At 69.8% G+C, this 19462-nt stretch carries 21 protein-coding genes; 7 read left to right on the top strand and 14 right to left on the bottom strand.

The genetic code is table 11. The annotated features are described in order from the left end of the window. Positions 1-34: 34 nt before the first annotated feature. The 3 genes from ACLBWP_RS10750 to ACLBWP_RS10740 form a co-directional block, all read right to left on the bottom strand. A complete protein-coding gene (locus tag ACLBWP_RS10750; protein WP_447655191.1) occupies positions 35-1297 on the bottom strand; it encodes a type II toxin-antitoxin system HipA family toxin in 1263 nt (420 codons plus the stop codon). After that, positions 1290-1514, bottom strand: coding sequence for a helix-turn-helix domain-containing protein (locus ACLBWP_RS10745; RefSeq protein WP_447655190.1), 225 nt, complete (start codon positions 1512-1514; stop codon positions 1290-1292). Before ACLBWP_RS10745 ends, ACLBWP_RS10750 begins: the two co-directional genes overlap by 8 nt. Before the next feature lie 180 nt (positions 1515-1694). After that, on the bottom strand, positions 1695-3065 hold the full coding sequence (locus tag ACLBWP_RS10740; protein WP_447655189.1) for an NAD-dependent succinate-semialdehyde dehydrogenase: 1371 nt from the start codon (positions 3063-3065) through the stop codon (positions 1695-1697). A gap of 245 nt (positions 3066-3310) precedes the next feature. Between ACLBWP_RS10740 and ACLBWP_RS10735 the strand changes: the two genes are divergently transcribed. Further along, positions 3311-4429, top strand: coding sequence for an alpha/beta hydrolase (locus ACLBWP_RS10735; protein WP_447655188.1), 1119 nt, complete (start codon positions 3311-3313; stop codon positions 4427-4429). Positions 4430-4469: 40 nt separating this feature from the next. Here ACLBWP_RS10735 and ACLBWP_RS10730 read toward each other — a convergent pair whose 3' ends face one another. Genes ACLBWP_RS10730 through ACLBWP_RS10720 form a run of 3 tightly spaced genes read right to left on the bottom strand, consistent with a single transcriptional unit; the run spans position 4470 to position 7439 of the window. Then, positions 4470-5480, bottom strand: a complete 1011-nt coding sequence (locus ACLBWP_RS10730; RefSeq protein ID WP_243563578.1) for an agmatine deiminase family protein — start codon at positions 5478-5480, stop codon at positions 4470-4472. Then, positions 5477-6562: a nitrilase-related carbon-nitrogen hydrolase gene (locus ACLBWP_RS10725; RefSeq protein WP_447655187.1), complete on the bottom strand. Its 1086-nt coding sequence runs from the start codon at positions 6560-6562 to the stop codon at positions 5477-5479. Before ACLBWP_RS10725 ends, ACLBWP_RS10730 begins: the two co-directional genes overlap by 4 nt. Positions 6563-6566: 4 nt before the next feature. Beyond that, complete coding sequence (locus ACLBWP_RS10720) at positions 6567-7439, bottom strand: phosphotransferase family protein (protein WP_447655186.1); 873 nt, start codon at positions 7437-7439, stop codon at positions 6567-6569. 103 nt (positions 7440-7542) lie between these two features. Here ACLBWP_RS10720 and ACLBWP_RS10715 point away from each other — a divergent pair, with 103 nt between their 5' ends. Beyond that, a complete protein-coding gene (locus tag ACLBWP_RS10715) occupies positions 7543-8394 on the top strand; it encodes an alpha/beta fold hydrolase (protein ID WP_447655185.1) in 852 nt (283 codons plus the stop codon). Then, the gene (locus ACLBWP_RS10710; protein ID WP_447655184.1) at positions 8387-8950 is read left to right on the top strand and encodes a TetR-like C-terminal domain-containing protein; all 564 of its coding nucleotides are present in this window, start codon (positions 8387-8389) and stop codon (positions 8948-8950) included. The genes ACLBWP_RS10715 and ACLBWP_RS10710 overlap by 8 nt, the downstream gene beginning before the upstream one ends. Here ACLBWP_RS10710 and ACLBWP_RS10705 read toward each other — a convergent pair. The 5 genes from ACLBWP_RS10705 to ACLBWP_RS10685 form a co-directional block, all read right to left on the bottom strand. Next, positions 8922-9422 carry a tetratricopeptide repeat protein gene (locus ACLBWP_RS10705; protein WP_447655183.1) on the bottom strand — a complete coding sequence of 167 codons (501 nt, stop codon included), beginning with the start codon at positions 9420-9422 and terminating at the stop codon, positions 8922-8924. The genes ACLBWP_RS10710 and ACLBWP_RS10705 overlap by 29 nt on opposite strands. Positions 9423-9465: 43 nt before the next feature. Beyond that, positions 9466-10008 (bottom strand): DUF4240 domain-containing protein, encoded by a 543-nt coding sequence (locus tag ACLBWP_RS10700; protein WP_447655182.1) that lies wholly within the window; start codon positions 10006-10008, stop codon positions 9466-9468. Positions 10009-10118: 110 nt separating this feature from the next. Then, a complete protein-coding gene (locus tag ACLBWP_RS10695) occupies positions 10119-10670 on the bottom strand; it encodes a hypothetical protein (protein WP_447655181.1) in 552 nt (183 codons plus the stop codon). After that, complete coding sequence (locus ACLBWP_RS10690) at positions 10670-10957, bottom strand: hypothetical protein (RefSeq protein ID WP_447655180.1); 288 nt, start codon at positions 10955-10957, stop codon at positions 10670-10672. The genes ACLBWP_RS10695 and ACLBWP_RS10690 overlap by 1 nt, the downstream gene beginning before the upstream one ends. Continuing rightward, a complete protein-coding gene (locus ACLBWP_RS10685; protein ID WP_447655179.1) occupies positions 10954-11844 on the bottom strand; it encodes a helix-turn-helix transcriptional regulator in 891 nt (296 codons plus the stop codon). The genes ACLBWP_RS10690 and ACLBWP_RS10685 overlap by 4 nt, the downstream gene beginning before the upstream one ends. A gap of 86 nt (positions 11845-11930) precedes the next feature. Between ACLBWP_RS10685 and ACLBWP_RS10680 the strand changes: the two genes are divergently transcribed. Beyond that, entirely contained in the window at positions 11931-12857 is a 927-nt protein-coding gene (locus ACLBWP_RS10680; RefSeq protein ID WP_447655178.1) for an SDR family oxidoreductase, read from the top strand. Positions 12858-13000: 143 nt separating this feature from the next. Here the strand turns inward: ACLBWP_RS10680 and ACLBWP_RS10675 are convergent, their stop codons facing one another. After that, the gene (locus ACLBWP_RS10675) at positions 13001-13585 is read right to left on the bottom strand and encodes a hypothetical protein (RefSeq protein WP_447655177.1); all 585 of its coding nucleotides are present in this window, start codon (positions 13583-13585) and stop codon (positions 13001-13003) included. A 12-nt stretch (positions 13586-13597) separates the two neighbouring features. On the opposite strand from ACLBWP_RS10675, the gene ACLBWP_RS10670 reads away from it, so the two are divergent. The 3 genes from ACLBWP_RS10670 (at position 13598) to ACLBWP_RS10660 (ending at position 16604) form a co-directional block, all read left to right on the top strand. After that, positions 13598-15367 carry an RHS repeat-associated core domain-containing protein gene (locus ACLBWP_RS10670; protein ID WP_447655175.1) on the top strand — a complete coding sequence of 590 codons (1770 nt, stop codon included), beginning with the start codon at positions 13598-13600 and terminating at the stop codon, positions 15365-15367. 4 nt (positions 15368-15371) lie between these two features. Next, on the top strand, positions 15372-15779 hold the full coding sequence (locus tag ACLBWP_RS10665; protein WP_447655174.1) for a DUF4304 domain-containing protein: 408 nt from the start codon (positions 15372-15374) through the stop codon (positions 15777-15779). A 516-nt stretch (positions 15780-16295) separates the two neighbouring features. Continuing rightward, positions 16296-16604, top strand: coding sequence for a hypothetical protein (locus ACLBWP_RS10660; protein ID WP_447655173.1), 309 nt, complete (start codon positions 16296-16298; stop codon positions 16602-16604). 147 nt (positions 16605-16751) lie between these two features. Here the strand turns inward: ACLBWP_RS10660 and ACLBWP_RS10655 are convergent, their stop codons facing one another. Together ACLBWP_RS10655 and ACLBWP_RS10650 are read right to left on the bottom strand one after the other, a co-directional pair. Next, on the bottom strand, positions 16752-18068 hold the full coding sequence (locus tag ACLBWP_RS10655; protein ID WP_447655172.1) for a flavin monoamine oxidase family protein: 1317 nt from the start codon (positions 18066-18068) through the stop codon (positions 16752-16754). Between the two features lie 29 nt (positions 18069-18097). Beyond that, positions 18098-19462: an NAD(P)/FAD-dependent oxidoreductase gene (locus tag ACLBWP_RS10650; protein ID WP_447655171.1), complete on the bottom strand. Its 1365-nt coding sequence runs from the start codon at positions 19460-19462 to the stop codon at positions 18098-18100.

The following is a 19462-nucleotide window of genomic DNA, read 5'->3' as shown; positions in this document are numbered from 1 at the left end:
GATGCCAGCTGGCACCGGGCCTGGTGTCATGCGGTCACCAACCGCGCCGAGCGGCGTTCGCGGCGACCGCGTCGGCGAGTTCGGCGGCGAAGGGTTCCTGCACGTCCTTCGCCGCCTGGGCGAACGCGTCAGCGACGTTCGACGTGAGGCGTCGGTACCGGTCCGTGGCTTCGTCGGCGGTCAGGTCAAGCGACTTCGCCAGGGCCCGGAAGTGCGGTTCTCCGATGGCGTCGAACCGGTACTCGTCAGCGATCGACATCGCTCCCCGGAGCGCGCCGGTGCCCGACTGCGGGTACGCGGCGTGCGACCCCAGGTCGTAGAGCGGTGCGAGCCGCACCGAGGCGCCGTCCAGCACCAGTGAGTAGTTCTTCGCATGTGCGTCGGTGCCCAGCATGGCGACGGTCATCACGAGGGCATCGAAGAACCGCCGTTGTGCATCCCGACGGTCGTCCGGGTGCTTGATCGCTTCGCGGAGCAACGCGGCGATCTGCTTGACCGTCGGCCCGCCGTCCTCCTGGTACTTCCTGGCCGGGAAGACCGAGAGTGCCTGGCAGGTGTCCTCTTGGTGGAGACGGCGCCATCGACCGTCTGCGTCCTGGACGCGGTCGTACCGTCGGCTGACGAACACCCGCGTCCCCGTGGCCGTCGTCTGCAGCTCGTGGTCCGCAACGGTCAACCCCAGCAGCCGGGCGGCTTCCATCGACACGAACTCGTTCACGTCGTGATCCGGCATCGCCGCGATGACGGGCTTCAGGATGTGCGTGGTCGGCGTCGAGTCCTCGGGGACACCCCATGCACCGTCGTCGAACCGGAAGAGCGCGACCTTGCTCTGGGCCCCGGCCAGTGACCACCGTCCGGCGTTCCTCGTGCCGCCCCACGACCCGGGATTGTGTGCCAGGGCGTCGATCATGGTCGCGAAGTCCTCGTCGTCGAGACGCCGCACTGCTCCGCGTCGGACGGCGCCATCGGAAGCGGCTTCGCTCGGCGGCAGGAGTTGCACGGCTCCGGCAGCGTCTCTCCCGATGCGCTCCAACAGCCGGAACGGGTTCTCGGAGACGTGGTGCTCGGCAGCGAGTTCCCGGAGGCGCTCCGGGCTGTCCGGGAGGAGCCCGGCCAGGAACGGTCCCGCAGATCTCGCCTTCCAGGATGCGCGACTCGTTCGCATCGAGAGGGACATGGGGGTGGCCTGTGGTGCCGACCGGTAGTGATCGTCGTAGGTGAACGTGACGTTCCCGGTGGCGCTCATCTCGAACGAGCCGACCGGCGTGCCGTCGAGGTAGGTGCGGAGTTCACCCATCGTGTTCCTCTGATGCATCGAGGACGAGTCCGAGCACGGTGAGTGCGTCGAACGCGAGTCGGAGTTGGGCGGTGCCCTTGCCGTTCTCGAACTCGTTGACCCATCGGCGACTGACGCCCATCCGGCTCGCCAGCTCGCCCTGTGACCAACCCAGGTGTGATCTGCGCTCATGGACGAGGTCGCCCAGGGCGAGAACGCTGTCGATACGCATCACCATCTCCCGACTGTAAGCGATCAATTACATCGTACCAGTGCCACCGATCGCTTACAACGGATCGGTGTAACCGATCGTTTCCACTCTGCTCGGGAGACGTCGGAACCGCCCCGACCACGAGACGGACAGGAGGCCCGGTGCCAGCTCGCACCGGGCCTCCCGTCCGTCGTGGGTTGCGGTCCGTCAGCCGATGCGGACGAGCTTCTTGTTGACGAACTCGTCGGCCCCCAGGGGGCCGAGCTCGCGACCGAAACCGCTCGCCTTGACGCCGCCGAACGGCAGTTCCGGGCTGTCCGCGCCGACGATATTGACGTAGACCATGCCCGCCTCGATGCGGTCGGCGACCCGGAGTGCCTGGTCGGCGTCGGTCGTGAACAGGTACGAACCGAGTCCGTAGGGGGTGTCGTTGGCCAGTCGCACCGCGTCGTCCTCGTCCGTGACGCGGTACACGGCGGCGACGGGGCCGAAGAACTCCTCGCGGTACGCGTCGTTGTCGGGGGTGACGCCCGTCAGGACGGTCGGGGTGAAGGCGTTGCCGGTGCGCTCGCCGCCGGTCACGACCGTGGCGCCCTGGGCGGTCGCGGCGTCGAGCTGCTGCTGCAGCCGGTCGGCGGCGGCGGGCGACGACAGCGGGCCGAGTTCCGCCCCCGGGGTGGTGGGGTCGGTCGGGGCGACCGCGGCCATGGCGGTGGTGAACTTCGCCAGGAAGTCGTCGTACAGGTGGTCGGCCACCAGGAAGCGCTTGGCGGCGTTGCAGACCTGACCGTTGCCCTCGAGCCGGGTCATGACCGCGGACTCGACGACGGCGTCGAGGTCGTCCGTCGACAGCAGGATGAACGGGTCCGAGCCGCCGAGTTCCAGCACCACCTTGGTCAGGTTCCGGCCGGCGATCTCGGCGACGGCGGCACCCGCGCGGGCGGAACCAGTGAGGGAGACGCCGTGCACGCGGGGGTCGGCGATGACGTCGGCGACCTGGTCGTTCGACGCGAAGACGTTCGTGTAGGCGCCGGTCGGGAAGCCGGCGTCGGTGAAGACCTGCTCGACGGCCAGGGCCGACTCGGGGCACTGCGGGGCGTGCTTCAGCAGGACCGTGTTGCCGATGAGCAGGTTGGGGCCGGCGAACCGGGCGATCTGGTACGCCGGGAAGTTCCACGGCATGATCCCGAGCAGCACGCCGACCGAGGACTTCCGGATGAAGGCGCTGCCCTCGGACCCGGCAGCCAGGGTGATGGGCTGGTCGGCGAGGAACTCCTCGGCGTGGTCGGCGTAGTAGTCGTAGATGTCGGCGCAGAAGTCGACCTCGCCCAGGGCCTGGTCGATCGGCTTCGCCATCTCGCGCACGATCGTCGCGGCGAGGTCCTCGCGCCGTTCGCGGTACAGCTCGGCCACGCGGTGCAGCAGCGCAGCGCGGTCGGCGACGGTGCTGGTGTCCGCGGCGTGCGCACGGTCTGCGGCGGTGATCGCGTCGCGCAGGGCCTCGTCGGTGATCGTGGGGAAGGTGCGGAGCACCTCGCCGCTGGTCGGGTCGGTGACGGCGTAGATGGTGTCGCTCATGGTGCCTCGTCTGCTCAGTGGTCGACGGTCGTGCCCGAACCCTACCGACGGGCGCGTTCGGCGTGGCCTCGCCGCCGAGTACAGCGACGAACGTGGACATGGACGCGGTGGCGATCGCCGGCGCGGTCGCGGTGCTTGCTGTCAACTGGCCCGATGCGCGCTGGGACCGGGCATGACGGACCCTCAGCCGGAGGTGCTTGCCAGAGGGGGTGTTCCCGGCGCCGCTCCCTACGCTCGGCCTTCCCATGCAGCACACATCTCGCTCCAAGGCGGTCGTCGTCGCCGTCGTCGTCCTGACGGCCCTGACCGCGGTCAACATCGGCGTCGCGGCGACCTGGTGGGGCCGATCCGCCGCCGCAACGCCCGGCAGCAGCGCACTCGGGACGGGGTCCCCGTCGTCGACCGCCACGCGCACCGCTTCCGCGCGTCCGTCGACCACCGCCCCGACGCCGTCGGCCAGTGCCGGCGGCATCCCCGCGGCCGAGGCACCGGGGTCGACGACCGCCCCGGCGACCGCCGACCTGGCGACCACCTGGGCGCCGCCCGCCGACATGCCGACGGCGGGTCGCCTGCTGCGCATCGCGATCCCGGCGACCCGGTCGCACTTCACCGCTCGCGACGCGCTGGTGTACCTGCCGCCGGCGGCGCTCACCGCGGACCCGCCGCCCCTGCCCGTCGCCGTGCTGCTGTCCGGGCAGTCCCGGGGAGCCGGCCCCGAGGACCTGCAGACCGGCGGTCACATCGAGGAGACGATGGACGCGCTCGCGACGCTCGACCGTGGGCTGACCCCCATCGTCGTCGTGCCCGATCAGCTCGGCCCGCAGTCGGCCAACCCGATGTGCGTGGACGGACCGCTCGGCAACAGCGCGACGTACCTGGAGGACGACGTCCCCGCGTGGATCACCACGCACCTGCGCGTGCAGACCGGTTCCGCGGCCTGGACGATCGGCGGGTTCTCGCAGGGCGGCACGTGCGCGATCCAGCTCGGTGCCGGGGACCCGGGGCGCTTCGGGAACCTCATCGACGTCGCCGGCGAGGACGGCCCGTCCATCGGACCCGTGGCGAAGACGATCGCCGAGGGGTTCTCCGGCAACGCCGCCGCCTACCGACGAGCACAGCCGGCGGCGCTGCTCGCCGCGCATGCGCCGTACCGGTCGACGAACGCGTTCTTCGCCGCGGGTCGTGACGACCACGCCTACGGCCAGGTGACCCCGGTGCAGTCGCAGCGTGCGCGGGTGGCGGGGATGCACGTCACCACGTGGATCCTGCCGAAGGCATCGCACAGCTGGTCCATGGCCAGACCGGCGCTCGCCGCCGGACTGTCGTGGTTGCAGCCGCTGATCGGCCTGGCGCCCCGGGCCTGATCAGCGCCCAGGCCGCGACCGGTCTGGCGCCCGGGCCTGATCAGCGGACGGGTTGCTGCTGGGTGATGCAGTGCAGCCCGCCGCCGCGCGCGAAGACCTCGCGTGCATCGACCGTGTGCACCTGCCGCCCCGGGTAGACGTCGGCCAGGATGCCCCGCGCGCGGTCGTCCGCCCGCGGCTCACCGAACCCGCAGGCGATGACGGCGCCGTTCACCACGACGTGGTTGACGTAGTTCCAGTCGACGGGGCCGCCGTCGTCTGCCAGGGTCGCGGGTGCGGGCAGCTCGACGATCGTGGCGCCCGTCTGCTGTTCCAACGCCCGTCGGACCTGCGGCATCACCAGGTGGTCCGGGTGGCCCGGATCCGGCTGCGCGTGCAGCAGGACCACGTCGGGCGACGCGAAGGTCGCCACCATGTCCACGTGACCGCGGGTGCCGAGCGCGCCGTCGTCCCGCGTCAGTCCGCGCGGCAGCCAGACGACGTCCGTGGCACCGATGGTCCGTCCGAGCTCGTCCTCGACCCGTGTCCGGTCAGCATGCGGGTTCCGTCGTGGGTCGAGCTGCACCGTCTCGGTCACCAGCACGGTGCCGGAGCCGTCGGTGTGCACCGCGCCGCCCTCGTTGACCAGCAGCGAGGGGATCCGCTCCACGCCCGCCGCGTCGGCGACGAAGCGCGCGACCTCGGCATCACGGGTCCACGTCGCCCAGGCGTTCGCGCCCCAGCCGTTGAACACCCAGTCGACGGCACCATGTCGGCCGGTCGCGTCGTCCACGACGAACGTCGGTCCGATGTCCCGCATCCAGGCGTCGTCGAGCGGCGCTTCGAGCACGGTCACCCCGCTGGACAGCAGCCGGTCGGCGTCGGCCCGTGCGACCGGGTCCACCACGACCGTGACCGGCTGGTGCTCGCTGATGGTGTTCGCCGTCGTCGCCCACGCCACCTGTGCGGCCTCGGCGCTCGCCGCGTCGTCGCCGAGCGTCACGCCCGGTCGGGGGAACGCCATCCAGGTGCGTTCCTGCGGCGCCGTCTCGGCCGGCATCCGCCAGCTCATGATCGGCCGCCGTCCGTCGGTGTCGGTCCGGTCTTCGCGGCGCCGGCCGGTGCGTGGGCCGGCACCGCCAGGGAGGCCCGGATCGCCTCGAGCGCGCCGTGGTCGTCGCGCTCGTGGTCGACCGGGGCCGTCAGCGCGTCGTACAGGTCGGGTCGCCGGGTCAGCGCGAAGGGGAACAGTCGGAGCCACTCGGTGCGGGCCGGCAGATCGAGGTCGGCGACCAGCACCACGTCGGCGTCGCGCGGCGCCTGGACGAGCACGCGGCCGAAGGGGTCGGAGATGAACGAGGACCCGTAGAAGGTGATGGCACCCTCGTCACCCCAGCGGTTCGGGACGACCATGAACTGCCCGGCGGTGATGCCGTTGGCGACGATGACCTGCTGCCAGATCCCGGCGGTGTCGAAGTCGGGGAAGCTCGGTTCGGAGCCGATCGCGGTCGGGTGGACGAGCACCTCGGACCCGGCGAGCTCGTACGATCGGGCGACCTCGGGGAACCACTCGTCCCAGCACGTGGGCAACCCGATGCGGACGGCGTCGGTGCCCGGCAGCTCGTACACCGGGAAGGGGTCGGCGTCGGAGCCCGGCCGGAACCAGGTGTCCTCGTGGTACCCGGCGCTGATCGGGATGTGGGTCTTGCGGGTCCGTCCCACCAGGGTGCCGTCGGGCGCGACCAGCACGGCCGTGTTGTAGCCGCGTGGGTCCTCGGGGTGGTCGTCGTCGGCGGGCCGTTCGAACAGCGAGCCGTGCACCGCGACGCCGTGGTGCACGGCCTGCTCACGCGCGAAGGTGATCGTCGGTCCGTCGTCAAGCGACTCGGCTCGGTCCCGTGGGACGCCGGTCGCCGCGGTGTCGCCGGGGTAGCGCCGCAGGGTCAGCTCGGGCAGGAACACCGCGCTGGCGCCGTTCGCCGCCGCGGTGGCGATGCCGTCTGCCAGCACCCGGCGGTGTTCGACAGGGTCCTCGTGCCACCGCGTCTGCACGAGGGCCACCCGCGCGGTTCGGCGGGGTCGTTCCGTGTCCTGGTGCAGGGGCGACCGGAGCGGGGAAGCGATGACGACGTCCATGCCGCCATTGTTGACCATGCGATCAACGATCACAAGGGGATGGTCGGTCGAAGGCTGCGAGGGCGTCCGCCAGCATGCGGTGTCCCTGCGCCTCGAACCGCTCGTCGCCGACCGCGAACGCCCACACCGCCGTGCCGACGGCCTCGCGCAGTTGCAGCCACCGCCAGGCGTCGGGCTCGCGCGGGTCCTGGCCGTAGCCCTCGAAGAAGGCCTGTTCGAGCGCCGGGTCGACCTGCCAGTGCAGGACGGCCAGTCGGGTCAGGTCCAAGGACCGCGGGCGCAGGGAGAACCGGCCGAAGTCGATCATCCGCAGTCGCCCGTCGTCCACGATCCAGTTGCGCGGCTGCCAGTCGCCGTGCGTCGGGACGAGGGTGACCGGCGTGGGTTCGAACCGTGCGAGCAGCCCGCGGACACGGTCGGCGATCGGGGGTTCGATCCGGTGCGGTGTGTCGAGGGTGGCCAGGGTCTTGGCCGTCTCGGCTCGCAGGTACCCGTCGTCGCGAACGGCGTGCTGGTCGTGCAGGCGACGGAGCAGCGCCCCCGACTGCCGGTGCACGTCCGGTGCGTGTTCGTCCGCGGTACCGAGTGCCAGGTGGCCAGGCACGCGGTCGAGCACCAGCACGCGCACAGCCTCGTCGGCGGCGAGCAGGGCGCCGGTGTCCCCAGAGGCGACCAGTGGTGCCGTCCACGCACGGTGGGCCAGGAGCTCGCGCGGGAAGTGGGTGTTCGTCGGCCCGGACGCCTTCACGGTGACGTCGTGGTGGTCCCCCACGACGTGCAGGACGACCGTGTCGAGCAGTCCCCACGAGTCGTTCGACACCACCCTGGCGCCCGGGACCGCGCGTCGGACGAAGTCCAGCTGCCGGTCGTCGAGCCCCGTGTCGCCCCACTGCATGCCGTCACGCTACCGATCTGACACGCCCCTGGACATCTTTGGCTATTGGTAGTAGCTTTTGGCTACGGCAATTAGCCGACGTTATCACCGCCAGGAGGCAGTCATGCTCGAACACCTCACCATCGGCCAGGGGACCATCGCGGTCGAGGTCACCGGATCGGGCCCGCTCGTCGTCCTGGCGCACGGCATGGGCGACAGCCGGCATTCCTACCGGTTCGTCGTGCCCCAGCTGGTCGCCGCCGGGTACCGCGTCGCCAACGTCGACCTGCGCGGCTGCGGCGACTCGAGCGCGACCGGATGGTCGGGCTTCGGGCGCACGGACATCGCCGGCGACCTGGTCGCGGTGGTCCGGCACCTGGGCGGCCCGGCCGTGATCGTCGGGCAGTCGATCAGCGGTGGCGCTGCGACCATCGCCGCAGCGACCGCGCCGGACGTCGTGGTCGGTGTCGTCGAGATCGCGCCCTTCACCCGGAAGCAGTCGCTCGACCTGCTCGGGCTGGTTCGCCACGCGCGCGTCCGTCGCGGGATGATGCAGCTGATGCAGATGTACGCGAGCGGCAGTCTGGCCGCGTGGATGCGGTACCTCGACATCGCGGTCCCGGCCAAGCCCGCGGACTGGGCGACCGAAGGCGCGCGCATCGAGACATCGCTGCAGCAGCCGGAACGGATGGCAGTGCTGCGGGCGATGGCGAAGACCACGCCCGCGGACGCCGGTGCCCAGCTCGCCGCGGTCCGGTGTCCGGTCCTGGTGATCGAGGGCAGTGCCGACCCGGACTGGGCCGATCCCCGCGCCGAGGGCGAGCGGATCGTGGCCGACCTGCGCGACGGCCTGGGGCAGGTCGTCGTCATCGACGGTGCCGGGCACTACCCGCACACCGAGACGCCGGACGCCGTGCTTGCCCACGTCACACCGTTCCTGCGCGCCGCCTTCCACACCGAGGCCGCCGGTGCCTAGGGCCGGGCTGGTCCCCGCGACCGTGGCCACGGCGGCAGCGGAGATCGCGGACGAGTCCGGGCTCGCGCAGCTCAGCATGAACGCCGTGGCCGACCGCCTGGGCGTCAAGCCGCCGTCGCTGTACAAACACGTGCAGGGTCTGGCGGACCTGACACACCGGATCGCCGTGCTGGGTGCCGAAGAGCTCGGCGACGCCATCCGCCACGCGACACAGGGCCGCGCCGGACGCGACGCCCTGATCGCGGCCGCGCAGGCGGTCCGCGAGTACGTCCGCCAGCACCCCGGGCGCTACGCCGCGACCGTCGGTGCCACCCCGACCGGCGCCGACGACCCGCTCGCCGTCGCGATGGACGGGACGCTCGAGTCGTTCGCGGCCGTCGTGCGGGGGTACGACCTGGACCCCGAGCAACAGATCCACGCAATCCGCACGATCCGCAGCGTGCTCCACGGCTTCACGACGCTCGAAGCGTCCAACGGCTTCCAGATGCACACGGACGTCGACGCGAGCTTCGCGTGGATGATCGACCTCATCGACCGGGGTCTGCGCGCTCCGTGAGTGCGGCCGCGTAGGCGCGGACCGAACGGTGGTAGCGGGGGAGTGTCGGTTCGATCGCCTCGATCGCGACCCGGAGGGCCTCGTCCGCCCGGCCGGCGCTGTGCAGGGCGAGGGCCAGGAAGACCCGCGGCGCAGCACCGGTCGCGGGGTGTTCGGGTGCGGCGTCGAGCATCGCGATCGCCTCGTCGACCCGGCCCAGGTTGCGCAGGGTCGACGCGTGCTGCACGACCATCTGTGCGGCACGGACGGGGTCCGCGGTGTCCAGGCCCTGGGCGGTCGCAGCGGCGTAGTGCACGTCGGCCTCGGCCTCGTGCCCGCCGGAGTCGCACGCGCCGCCGAGCTCGAACGCGCCGAGCGCCGGATGGGGCGCATCGGCTGCCAGGTCACGCATCCGGCTGATCCGCTGTTCGTCGTCGACCGTGTCGTCGGCCCACAGGTCAGCGACCCGACGTTCCCATTCCGTGGCGTCCATCACCCCAGGCTACGAGGTCCGCGTCCGTGGGCGCGGGGAACCGTCACTGCGCCGCGGGGTGCGCCTCGGCCCACGCGGCGAGCTGCGGGTAGTGCGCGTCGATCGCCGACTCCGGCAGGTGCCTGCCCGACGGATCGTCCTCACCCGGAAGCATCGCGCGGTCGTCGAAGTCGTCCGCCCGGTCATCGCCGAGTCGATGCTCGAGGACGTCGTCGGCGACGTACTCCAGCTCCTCGTTGTCGAAGTCGTCCTTCGACGCGTCGGCGGCGGCGAGGTACCGGACCAGGCCGTCCGGGTCTGTCGAGGCCTGTCGCGCGACGACCTCGCCCTTGCCGATCAGCCAGGAGCGGAAGTACTCGAAGCCGTCGTCCGACATCCCGTCGGCCACCGCGAAGCCGGCGTCCCAGATCGACCAGCGGTCCAGTGCTCCCAGTTCGCGCCCGTACCGCAGGTCGAACGACTCGACGTCCTCGGTCGACAGGCGCGTGAGCACGGACCGCAGGTGTGCGGGCGACGCGGACCGGCCGGTCGGGTCGGCACCGCCGCGAGCCTGGTCGAGCAGACTCCAGAACCGCGTCTCGGACATCACGGCAGGAACCGGGGAAGCCCTCGTTGCGTGGTGCGGTGCCGCGCACGAGGCGGTTCCGAGGACCACCAGCAGCGCAACGGGCACGATCAGGCTCCGACGCGATCGGATCATGCTGTCACCAGGCCGAAGTGTTCGACGACTCGCTGCGCGACCTGGGCCGGGGAGTGCTCGTCGGTCGGCAGGACCAGCTCGTCGAGATCCGCGACGGCCTGTCGTTCCTGCAGGTCGGCGGCACGCTCCAGGTGCCACCGGAGTTCCTGCTGTCGTGCGCCGTCGTACCGGCGGCCGGGCCGGGCCTCCAGGGTCTGCGGACTTGCCACGAGCCGGACGGAACGGATCGGCATCTGGACGGCGTCCGCGGAGCGGCGCACGTCGGCGGGCTCCACGAGCACGCCGCTCATCACGAGCTGGCGCGGTCCGGCGGTGCGGTAGTTCGCCCACACGGCGGCGATGTTCTGCGCCTCGATCGCCGTGTTGTCGGGATCGTGTCCGGCGACGGGCCACGACCGGTGGAACCAGTCCACGTCCATCAGGCTGAACGGCCGGCCCGCGGCGGCCAGCAGGTTCCCGATGTGGTCGAGCACCAAGGTCTTGCCGACGCCGTACGACCCGTTCAGGAACACGGCGAAGGGCGGTGCATCGGTGAACGCGTCGGTCATCAGGTCGTGCAGGTCGTCGGGCCGCCGTCGAAGCTCGTGCACACCTCGGTCGGGCCGAGGATCGCCACGGCGACGAACGCTGCCTGCAGCACGAGGATGCCGACGGCGACGATGAACAGCGTGCGGCGACGTCGAGGATGGTCGCGGACGCCGGTCAACAGGGTCAGGAACGCGACGAGCACCCCGCCGCCCGGCAGCAGGAACGACCCGACGACGGTCAGCACCACCAGCATCGCGAACTCGCCGCGGGTCGAGCCGAAGCGGGGCACGGGTTGCGGAGTCGTCACGACGGCAGCGTACGAGGTCGCGGGGCTCGACGTGGAGCCCAGTCCGGGGGCCGGGGAGTGGTCGAGCCGATGACCGACAGCAGTCGGAGTCGGTCGGCGCTCTCGCTCCCCGGCTCTGCCGTGTAGACCAGCAGCGCGTGTGACTGGTCGGGGTCCTGCAGGACCTGGCACTGCAGCGTCAGCAGCCCGACCTCGGGGTGCCGGTAGTGCTTGACGTCGCGCGGCCGGATCCCGACCTCGTGCCGGGCCCAGACCTGCCGGAACTCCGCGCTCCGGGCGAGCAGCTCGTCCGCCATCCGAGCCGCTCGGGATGCAGCGCCGCGACGGGCGATGACCATGCGGAGTCCGGATGCGTACAGCCGCGACATGAAGGCGTGCTCGTCCTCGGGGTGCAGCGCCCGCGCCTCCGGGTCGGTGAACCACCGGAACCCGATGCTGCGTGCGTTGCCGACCCGGGTGGAGGCGTCGCCGGAGATGGCCGCCGCGAGTGGTGTCTGCTGCAGGGTCTCGCCGAGTTCGGTGACGACCTCGGCCGGGGTGTCGACGAGCCGGTCGAGGATGCGCATCATGCCCGGACTGACGTGGTCGCCGCCCGCACCGGGTACCGGGGGTTCGTGCCCGGCCAGCCGGAACAGGTGGTCCCGTTCGTCGATGCTCATCCGCAACCCCTGCGCGATCGCCGCGAGCATCTGCTCGGACGGCTGCGGACCGCGCTCCCGCTCGAGCCGCGCGTAGTAGTCGACGGACATGTTCGACAGCAGCGCCGCTTCCTCGCGACGCAGCCCCTCGGTCCGGCGACGTTGCCCGCGCGGCAGCCCGACGTCCTCCGGCTGGAGTGCGGCACGACGGGTGCGCAGGAAGTCGGCGAGGGATGGACGATCGATCACGGGTTCATCCTCCACCGACCCGCTCCGCTGAGCCACGGATCGTCAGGCCGTGGATGCCGATCGCCGACCGGGACAGCATCGTCCCCATGACACGACGTGAGCAGATCTCCCTGCACGACATGACCGGGCAGCGGGTGCTGGTGACCGGCGCCAGCGACGGCATCGGCCTGGGCATCGCGACCCGGTTTGCGGCCGCCGGCGCCGAGGTCGTGATGCCGGTCCGGAACCGCACGAAGGGCGCCGCGGCCGAGGACCGGATCCGGCAGCAGGTGCCCCAGGCGCGGCTGCGGACCGAGGACCTGGACCTGTCGTCCCTGGAGTCGGTGCGCACGCTGACCGAACGGCTGGTCGCGGACGGCACCCCGATCGACGTGCTGGTCGCGAACGCCGGCGTGATGACCCCGCCGGAACGGCAGGTGACGCAGGACGGGTTCGAGCTGCAGTTCGGCACGAACCACCTGGGGCACTTCGCCCTGGTCACCGGGGTCATGCCGCTGCTGCGTGCTGCGCAAGGGCGGGTCGTGGTGCAGACGAGCATCGCGGCCCGCGGTGCCGCGATGCACTGGGACGACCTGCAGTTCGAGCGGCGGTACGACGGGATGCGTGCCTACGCGCAGTCCAAGCTGGCCTGCGCGCTGTTCGGGTTCGAGCTCGCGCGCCGCAGCCGCGCCGAGGGCTGGGGTGTGACGAGCGCGGTCAGCCACCCGGGCGTCGCGCCGACGAGCCTGCTGGCGGCGCGGCCCGAGGTCGGCCGGGGTCGGGACACCCCGCAGGTCCGGGTCATCCGGTGGCTCTCGGCGCGCGGGCTGCTGGTCGGGACTGTTGCGTCCGCCGGAGAACCCGCGCTGCTCGCTGCCACCGCTGCCGACATGGACGGCGGGTTCACCGGGCCGACCGGTCTGGGTGGTGCCGGCGGAGCCGCGGGACGGGTCGAGCCGTGGGCGCCGATGCGGAGCTCGAGTGAGGCGGAACGCCTGTGGGGTGTCTCGGAAACGTTGACGGCGCTGGGGTGAACCGTTGACCCGCACCCTGCCGGCGCAGGCACCGGCAGCATCGACGAACACCTCCTTCGTGGACACGCAGACGATCAAGGACGCCTACGGCACCACCGATCGGCGCTCAACGGCCAGATGAGCGTCACGGTCGGAGCCGACAGTCAGTGAGACAGCTTGCTTTGCGCGGAACGATCGATGATCGCCTGGACTTCGGCGCGTGACGCGAAGACGCGTCCGTTGGTGCCGGGTCGCACAATCGGAACGCAAACCCGCCCACGGTCGCAGTCGACTTCGATCCCTCCTTTCAGGCGAGGCGCGGAGTTCCGGACCTGTTCCATGACGTCGTAGTCGATGGCACGGATGCCGAACAGTTCGGCTGTGACGTCAAAGCTCCCGCGCCGGTTGCGGAAGGTGACGTGATCGGAGGAGATGCTGATCCCGATTGGCTTGCGTACGTACCGGTTGCTTGGAAGCCCGAGGGGGATTCGCCCGCGGTTCAGCAGCCAGCCTGCAAGTTGGACGGAAGTTGGATCCTCGGCGGCAAGCTCCCGAAGTCGACGCTCGATGAGTGTCACCTGTGCGTACATCGGGATGAGTATTGCCGCGAGGACAAAGGACGCCACTGCAAGACAGATGAGGAGTGGACGGAGTCCTCCTCCGTTGCCGAGGAGTCCTAAGACCCCGAAGACCAGTCCCGCGAGCGGCAGCAGGTACTGCTTCGGAAAGGAGGTCTTTTTCTCAGTCATTTCTGTAACCTCGTGAAGTTCCCGTGCACAAGGTCGCTCAGGACGTTCACGCCGCCGGTGAGTACCCCGAAGATAGCACCGTCGTCGCTCGCGGTGACCGCCGACGGTGTGCAGCACACGACGGGTCAGAGCTACGACATCGACTCGAAGGTCACGCAGTTCACCGCTGACGGCAAGGTCGTCGCGGTGCCGACGTACCAGCAGGGCGAAGTCACGTCGGTGGCCTACCCGTCCGGTGACGGCAACGGCGGTAACGGGACCTCGGCGACGGTGACGAAGGACGGCACCGGAGCTCTGACCGGGTTGGCGTGGTCGTTCCCGAACAACCAGCCGCAGGTCACGGACCAAGTGGTCCGCTCGCAGTCCGGCGACATCCTGCAGGACACCACGTCGAACGGCACCTCCACGAACACGTCGTCGTACTCCTACGACGCGGCCGGGAGGCTCGTGGCTCGGTCGATCCCGCGGCACCAGTTGACGTACGGGTTCGGCCCGGCGACATGCGCCCAGGCCGGCGCGATCGCTGCGGCTGGCAAGAACGGGAACCGGACCTCCTCGTCGGACCAGCTCCTGGATGCCTCCGGTAACCCGGTGGGAGCGGCGACCCAGGTCGCCTCCTGCTACGACGCAGCCGACCGCTTGCTCGGCACCACGGTCACGAACCCAGTCACTGATGCAACGCCGGTGAACCAGTCCCTGACCGGTGCGCAGCTCGTGTACGACGCGCACGGGAACACGACCCGGCTGGCCGATGAGACGCTGGCGTTCGACGGACAGGACCGCCACGTCCAGACCACTCTGGACGACGGTTCGAAGGTCTCCTACGTCCGGGACGCGTCGGACCGCATCGTCCAGCGCACCGAGCAGGCGGCTGATGGGACGACGACGGTCATCCGGTACGGGTTCACCGGCGACGGGGACAGCCCGGACTTCGTCTACGACGGCTCGAGCAAGCTGACCGAGTGGGATCTGCCGCTGGCAGGCGGTGTGACGGTGGAGTACCGCAACAACACTGCGGTGTGGTCGTACCCGAACATCCACGGCGACATCATCACCACCACCGACGGTGCCGGGACGATCACGACCCCGACGTTGCCGGTGTACGACCCGTTCGGTCAGACCATGGACCAGGCCACCGGGTTGTTCGGAACCGCACCCGCGAACCAGGCCGGGCCTGACACGCAGCAGGGCAACGCAGACTACGGCTGGCTCGGCCAGCACCAGAAGCTCGCCGAGCACCTGGGCTCGATCGCCACGATCGAGATGGGTGCACGTCAGTACGTCGCCGCGATCGGCCGCTTTATTCAAGTCGACCCGGTGGAGGGCGGCACAAACAACGCTTATGCGTACGCGAGTGATCCTGAGAATGACTCCGACCTATCCGGACTGGCGATACCGAAAGACGGGGGCGGGGGCGGAGGTGCGGGTGCTGGTCGAGGTTATGTTGGGGGTAGAGGTTGGGCCGGTCGCGGGAGTGCCGGCCGTGGCAGCCGCGTAAACGGCGAGACTGGCGCCACCGCATATGGGCGACAGATGCACAAGGACTGGAGTTATGGCCGCGGGTACGTGAAGGAGTTTAGAATTAACGGGACCCGGATGAGAGCGGACGCGGTGAATCTGCGAACCCGGCATGTGATCGAGTTGAAACCGAACAATGCACGCTCAATCCGACTTGGCCAGCGTCAGCTGCGTCGATACATTCGGGAGCTAAACAAGCAGTTTCCTCATGGGAAACGTTTTACGGGCCATGTTCAGACTTACAAGCCCTACAAAAGGAGGTAGTCCGTTGTCTGTCGAAACTCTTCTTTCCGAGAATCTTGAACCACTTGGATTCAAAAAAAATCGGAAGACGTGGCTTAGGCAAGGTGTAGATTTTTCAACCGCGCTGGTTCTGCTGCGCTCAAGGTACGGTGGGCGCAGCTACATAGATGTCGAGTTGCGCTTTGATGAATCGTCCGCTCAGCCCGATGTGATGACAAGAATCGATGAATGGGCGAATGATGAGCGCGACCTTCAAGAAATCCTCGTAGATGACAATCCAAAATTGGAAGAGGAGTTCGAACTCTATCTCCGCGAAAGAATTGTTCCTCTTTTATCGAAACTCTCCGTCGAATATTTCCGGACTGCCGACGGTCATTACTTACTCGAAGGCGCTCTCCTCAATGATCGTGCGGCAGAGGCATTCAACTTCTGATCTTCAGTAGTCGTCACGGCCCCTTTTCCTGGTCGGATGACGAGGCAGTTGCCCGCCGCGGCAAATTAGGCTACCGACATGTACGCAGACATCAGGAAGCGTTTTCGAAAAAGCTAAGCGTCAAGGAATCGACGGGAGGGTGGATGAGACCACCGAGGCGGTGGAAGCGAGCTCTTCTGACTCCGTATTTTAGTGAGCCGAATTCCGGCGGGCCCGGCCCCCTATTTTTTCATCGTTTCGGCTGTTATGCAATCAATGAGTATACAGAGCAACTCTGAATGCCTACGGATATATTCCTGATTTGGTTCGATCGCAGAATTCACATCCGAGCGTACGCCACAGAGTAGTGCCGTGGGAAACGTATTTTCAGCTCGGTGAGGGGCCGCCGCATTTTCGCGGATATATGTTCCCGGTCCGGACGTCCTGTAATCCCGGGGGAAATGGCGAATGAGAAAGAACTCAAGCACTGATTCCTCCTCGGTGGCTTCTTGGGGTTCTGTTCCCCAGAAGCGAGCAGTGCGCCCAATCGACCTGCTCACGAGTGGGATACTCGAAATCCTCGGCATGCTGATGCTGATCCCCTTAGCTTTGTTGCGCGAGCACTGGCGTGGCATGATCGGGGACGTTTACCTGAGTGTTCCCACGTGGCTTGTTGTGGGGCAGATTTTCTTGGTGATCATTTCGAGTGTGACGGCGGCACTGATGATCCGAGCTCGTAGACTCTCTTTTTGGGTGCCGGCCTCAGCTGCCGTGATCGGATTCATCGGAATCACGGCAACCGTGTTCTTCGTCGCGGCTTCGCTTCCCTGCCCGTCCCTCTGCTAAAAGTGCAGCGAGGATGCTCAGGTGTCGCTTGAAAGAGTCGAGCCGCGGCTCGGCACTTCAGTCAGGGACCCGGTCCGCGTAGCGAGGCGGTGAACAGATCCCGTTCGGGGTGCGCAGCTCCCCTGGGCGAGCTGGCGGGGTACCAGGTCACAGCGGACCTGCCAGCTCGCGCGCGGTGATCGGTCGACCGACGGTCCGGGAGGCCGCCCGCAGCCCCGAACGCAGCGCACCGTGCACCGTGGCCGGGTCCTCACCCCAGGTCGCCTCGCCCGCCAGCTGCACCCGGCCGACCGGGGAGCCGAGCAGGTCGAGGTCCTCGGTCGATGCCCCCACGTGCAGGTACGAGTACGACCCCCGCGCGAACGGGTCCGCCGCCCATCGGGTGATCCGCACGGCATCGGGCGACGGCACCGCGTCACCGAACATCCGTCGCAGCGCAGCCAGCCCCTCGGCGACGATCGCGTCGTCGGTCAGCTGCTCGAGCCGGCGGGCACCAGCACCACCGACCAGCGCCGCCAGCACGGGCTCCCCGCTCACCCGGGACAGGTCGTACCAGGAGTGCCAGTCGACCCCGGCGGGCCCCTGCTGCCGGATCACCCAGTCCGGGCCCCAGAACCGCGTCGGGAAGCGCAGGAACACCTTGTCGTAGACGCCGAACCCGAGCCGCTGCATCGCACCGGCGACGGGGTCGGGCAGCGGCGGGTCGAAGACGACGTCGCCCGCCTGCAGCACTCCGAGCGGCACCGTCACGACGGCCGACGCGGCGCTGAACACCGCGCCGTCGGCGGTCGTCACCCGGACGCGCTCGTCGTTCTGCGCCACCTCGGTCACGACGACCCCGGTCCGCACGTCCAGCCCGTCGGCCAGCGCCCGGGCGTACTGGCCGTAGCCACCGGGGAACACGACCTCGTCACCGGGCACGTGCTCCTCTTCGAGCCCGTGGGCGTCGAGGTCGGTGACGGGTGCGCCACACAGGTCCTCGGAGCGGTGCGCCAGGTACTCCTGCACACGCAGTGCACGGTCACCGGACCACCCGAGGGACGCCACCACGGCTTCGACGACGGCAGCGTACGAGGTCCCGGTCGGCGCTGCAGCCACCGCATCGTCGAGCAGTTCGTCCACGGTGTGCAGGTCGGCCACGAAGGCCGCGGGGTCGGTGACACGAGCGCCCGAGGGGTCGTGCCACGCGATCGGTCGCCCGTCGAACTGGAAGCTGCCCACCGTGAACTCGACGGTGTCGATGCCGAACGCCGACGCCAGCTGCCACAGGGGGTTGCCGTCGATGCCGTGGATCCACGACGCCCCGAGGTCGACCGGCACGCCCAGGGCCGAGTCGGTCCAGGTGCGCCCGCCGATGCGGTCGCGTGCCTCGAGCACGACGACGTCGTGGCCGGCCAGCACCAACGCCCGCGCACAGGCCAGCCCGGCGACACCCGCTCCGACGACGATCACGTCAGCACCCATCACGGAACCGTCCCATCAGTGGTCCTCCATCAGTGGCCGCCCGTCAGCGGCGCCATCAGCCGCGCGGCGATACTCGCCCGCCCGGTCAGTGCTTCTTCGCGGTCGGCAAGGTCGGTCGCGACCAGTCCGGCGTTCGCCCCGAGGAACCGCAGCGGCTCGCGCTCCCAGTCGGGGGAGTGGTGCCCGACCCACGGCAGTGCGGTCAGGTCCGAGCGGACCCCGCGCACCAGGTCGGCGAGGGTCCGCCCCGCCAGGTTCGTCGTCGAGAGCCCGTCGCCGACGTAGCCGCCGGCCGTGCCCACGGCGCCGTCCCACGTCACCGAGGCACACCAGTCGCGCGGCACCCCGAGCGGTCCGCCCCAGGTGTGGGTGACGGGTGCGTCGGCCACCGCCGGGAACAGGTCGACCAAGGCGGATCGCAGGTGTGAGAACACCCGCGGGACCCGGTCGTACCCGGGGCGGATCGCCGACCCCCAGTGGTAGCGGGCACCGCGTCCGCCGAACGCCAGGCGGTCGTCGGCGGTGCGCTGCCCGTAGACCAGCAGGTGCCGGTAGTCCGAGAACGTCTGCCCGTGCTCGAGCCCGATCCGGTCCCACACGGCGGCGGGCAGTGGTGCGGTCGCGATCATGAGCGAGTACAGCGGCATGATCCGGCGGCGCGTCTGCGGCAGCTGCGCGCCGTAGCCCTCGACCGCGACGACGACCGCGCCGGCGGTGACCGTGCCACGGGTGGTGACCACGCGCCCTCGGGCCCACGACGTGGCGGGCGTGTGCTCCGCGATCACGACACCACGGGCCTCCAGGGCGGCGGCCAGTCCGCGCACCAACGCGGCGGGCTGCACCCGCGCGCAGTCCGGGGTCCACGCCACACCGACGGTGCCGGCGGCGTCACCATCGGCTGCCGACCGGTGCACCATGTCGTCACCGAACGCGCCAGACGAGGTGACCTCGTCGCGGGCCGCGCGGTCCTGCACCGCGGAGCGCGCGTACAGCACGGTGCCGCCCTTGACGTAGTCGCAGTCGATGCCGGCCTCGGCCGCTGCGCGCCCGACCTCGTCGACGGTGCCGCGCATCGCCCGGCGCATCGCGAGCGCGGCCTGCAGGCCGTCGTGCTCGGCGATCGACGCGGCCGACCGTGGGAACAGGGCCGAGCACCAGCCACCGTTCCGGCCGGACGCGCCGAACCCGGCGATCTCGCGTTCCACGACGACGATCTGGAGGCTCGGGTCACCCTGCAGCAGGTACCACGCGGTCCAGAGACCGGTGAGTCCAGCGCCGATGACGCAGACGTCGGCCGTGCGGTCGCCGTCCAGGGGTGGCCGGGGCGTCAGGTCGTCGCGGCCGGTGGCCACGAGCTGGTCCAGCCAGAACGAGACGCCCCGGTAGCCCGTCAC

The sequence above is a fragment of the Microbacterium sp. M1A1_1b genome, assembly GCF_053345565.1.
The sequence above is the reverse complement of the archived record's forward strand: the minus strand, read 5'-3'. Positions and strand labels throughout refer to the sequence as shown.

Excerpts from the sequence above, each read along its gene's own strand:
- ACLBWP_RS10750 (WP_447655191.1), bottom strand. The coding sequence starts at position 1,297 with ATGGGTGAACTCCGCACCTACCTCGACGGCACGCCGGTCGGCTCGTTC.
- ACLBWP_RS10745 (WP_447655190.1), bottom strand. The coding sequence starts at position 1,514 with ATGGTGATGCGTATCGACAGCGTTCTCGCCCTGGGCGACCTCGTCCAT.
- ACLBWP_RS10740 (WP_447655189.1), bottom strand. The coding sequence starts at position 3,065 with ATGAGCGACACCATCTACGCCGTCACCGACCCGACCAGCGGCGAGGTG.
- ACLBWP_RS10735 (WP_447655188.1), top strand. The coding sequence starts at position 3,311 with ATGCAGCACACATCTCGCTCCAAGGCGGTCGTCGTCGCCGTCGTCGTC.
- ACLBWP_RS10730 (WP_243563578.1), bottom strand. The coding sequence starts at position 5,480 with ATGAGCTGGCGGATGCCGGCCGAGACGGCGCCGCAGGAACGCACCTGG.
- ACLBWP_RS10725 (WP_447655187.1), bottom strand. The coding sequence starts at position 6,562 with ATGGTCAACAATGGCGGCATGGACGTCGTCATCGCTTCCCCGCTCCGG.
- ACLBWP_RS10720 (WP_447655186.1), bottom strand. The coding sequence starts at position 7,439 with ATGCAGTGGGGCGACACGGGGCTCGACGACCGGCAGCTGGACTTCGTC.
- ACLBWP_RS10715 (WP_447655185.1), top strand. The coding sequence starts at position 7,543 with ATGCTCGAACACCTCACCATCGGCCAGGGGACCATCGCGGTCGAGGTC.
- ACLBWP_RS10705 (WP_447655183.1), bottom strand. The coding sequence starts at position 9,422 with ATGGACGCCACGGAATGGGAACGTCGGGTCGCTGACCTGTGGGCCGAC.
- ACLBWP_RS10700 (WP_447655182.1), bottom strand. The coding sequence starts at position 10,008 with ATGTCCGAGACGCGGTTCTGGAGTCTGCTCGACCAGGCTCGCGGCGGT.
- ACLBWP_RS10695 (WP_447655181.1), bottom strand. The coding sequence starts at position 10,670 with ATGACCGACGCGTTCACCGATGCACCGCCCTTCGCCGTGTTCCTGAAC.
- ACLBWP_RS10680 (WP_447655178.1), top strand. The coding sequence starts at position 11,931 with ATGACACGACGTGAGCAGATCTCCCTGCACGACATGACCGGGCAGCGG.
- ACLBWP_RS10675 (WP_447655177.1), bottom strand. The coding sequence starts at position 13,585 with ATGACTGAGAAAAAGACCTCCTTTCCGAAGCAGTACCTGCTGCCGCTC.
- ACLBWP_RS10655 (WP_447655172.1), bottom strand. The coding sequence starts at position 18,068 with ATGGGTGCTGACGTGATCGTCGTCGGAGCGGGTGTCGCCGGGCTGGCC.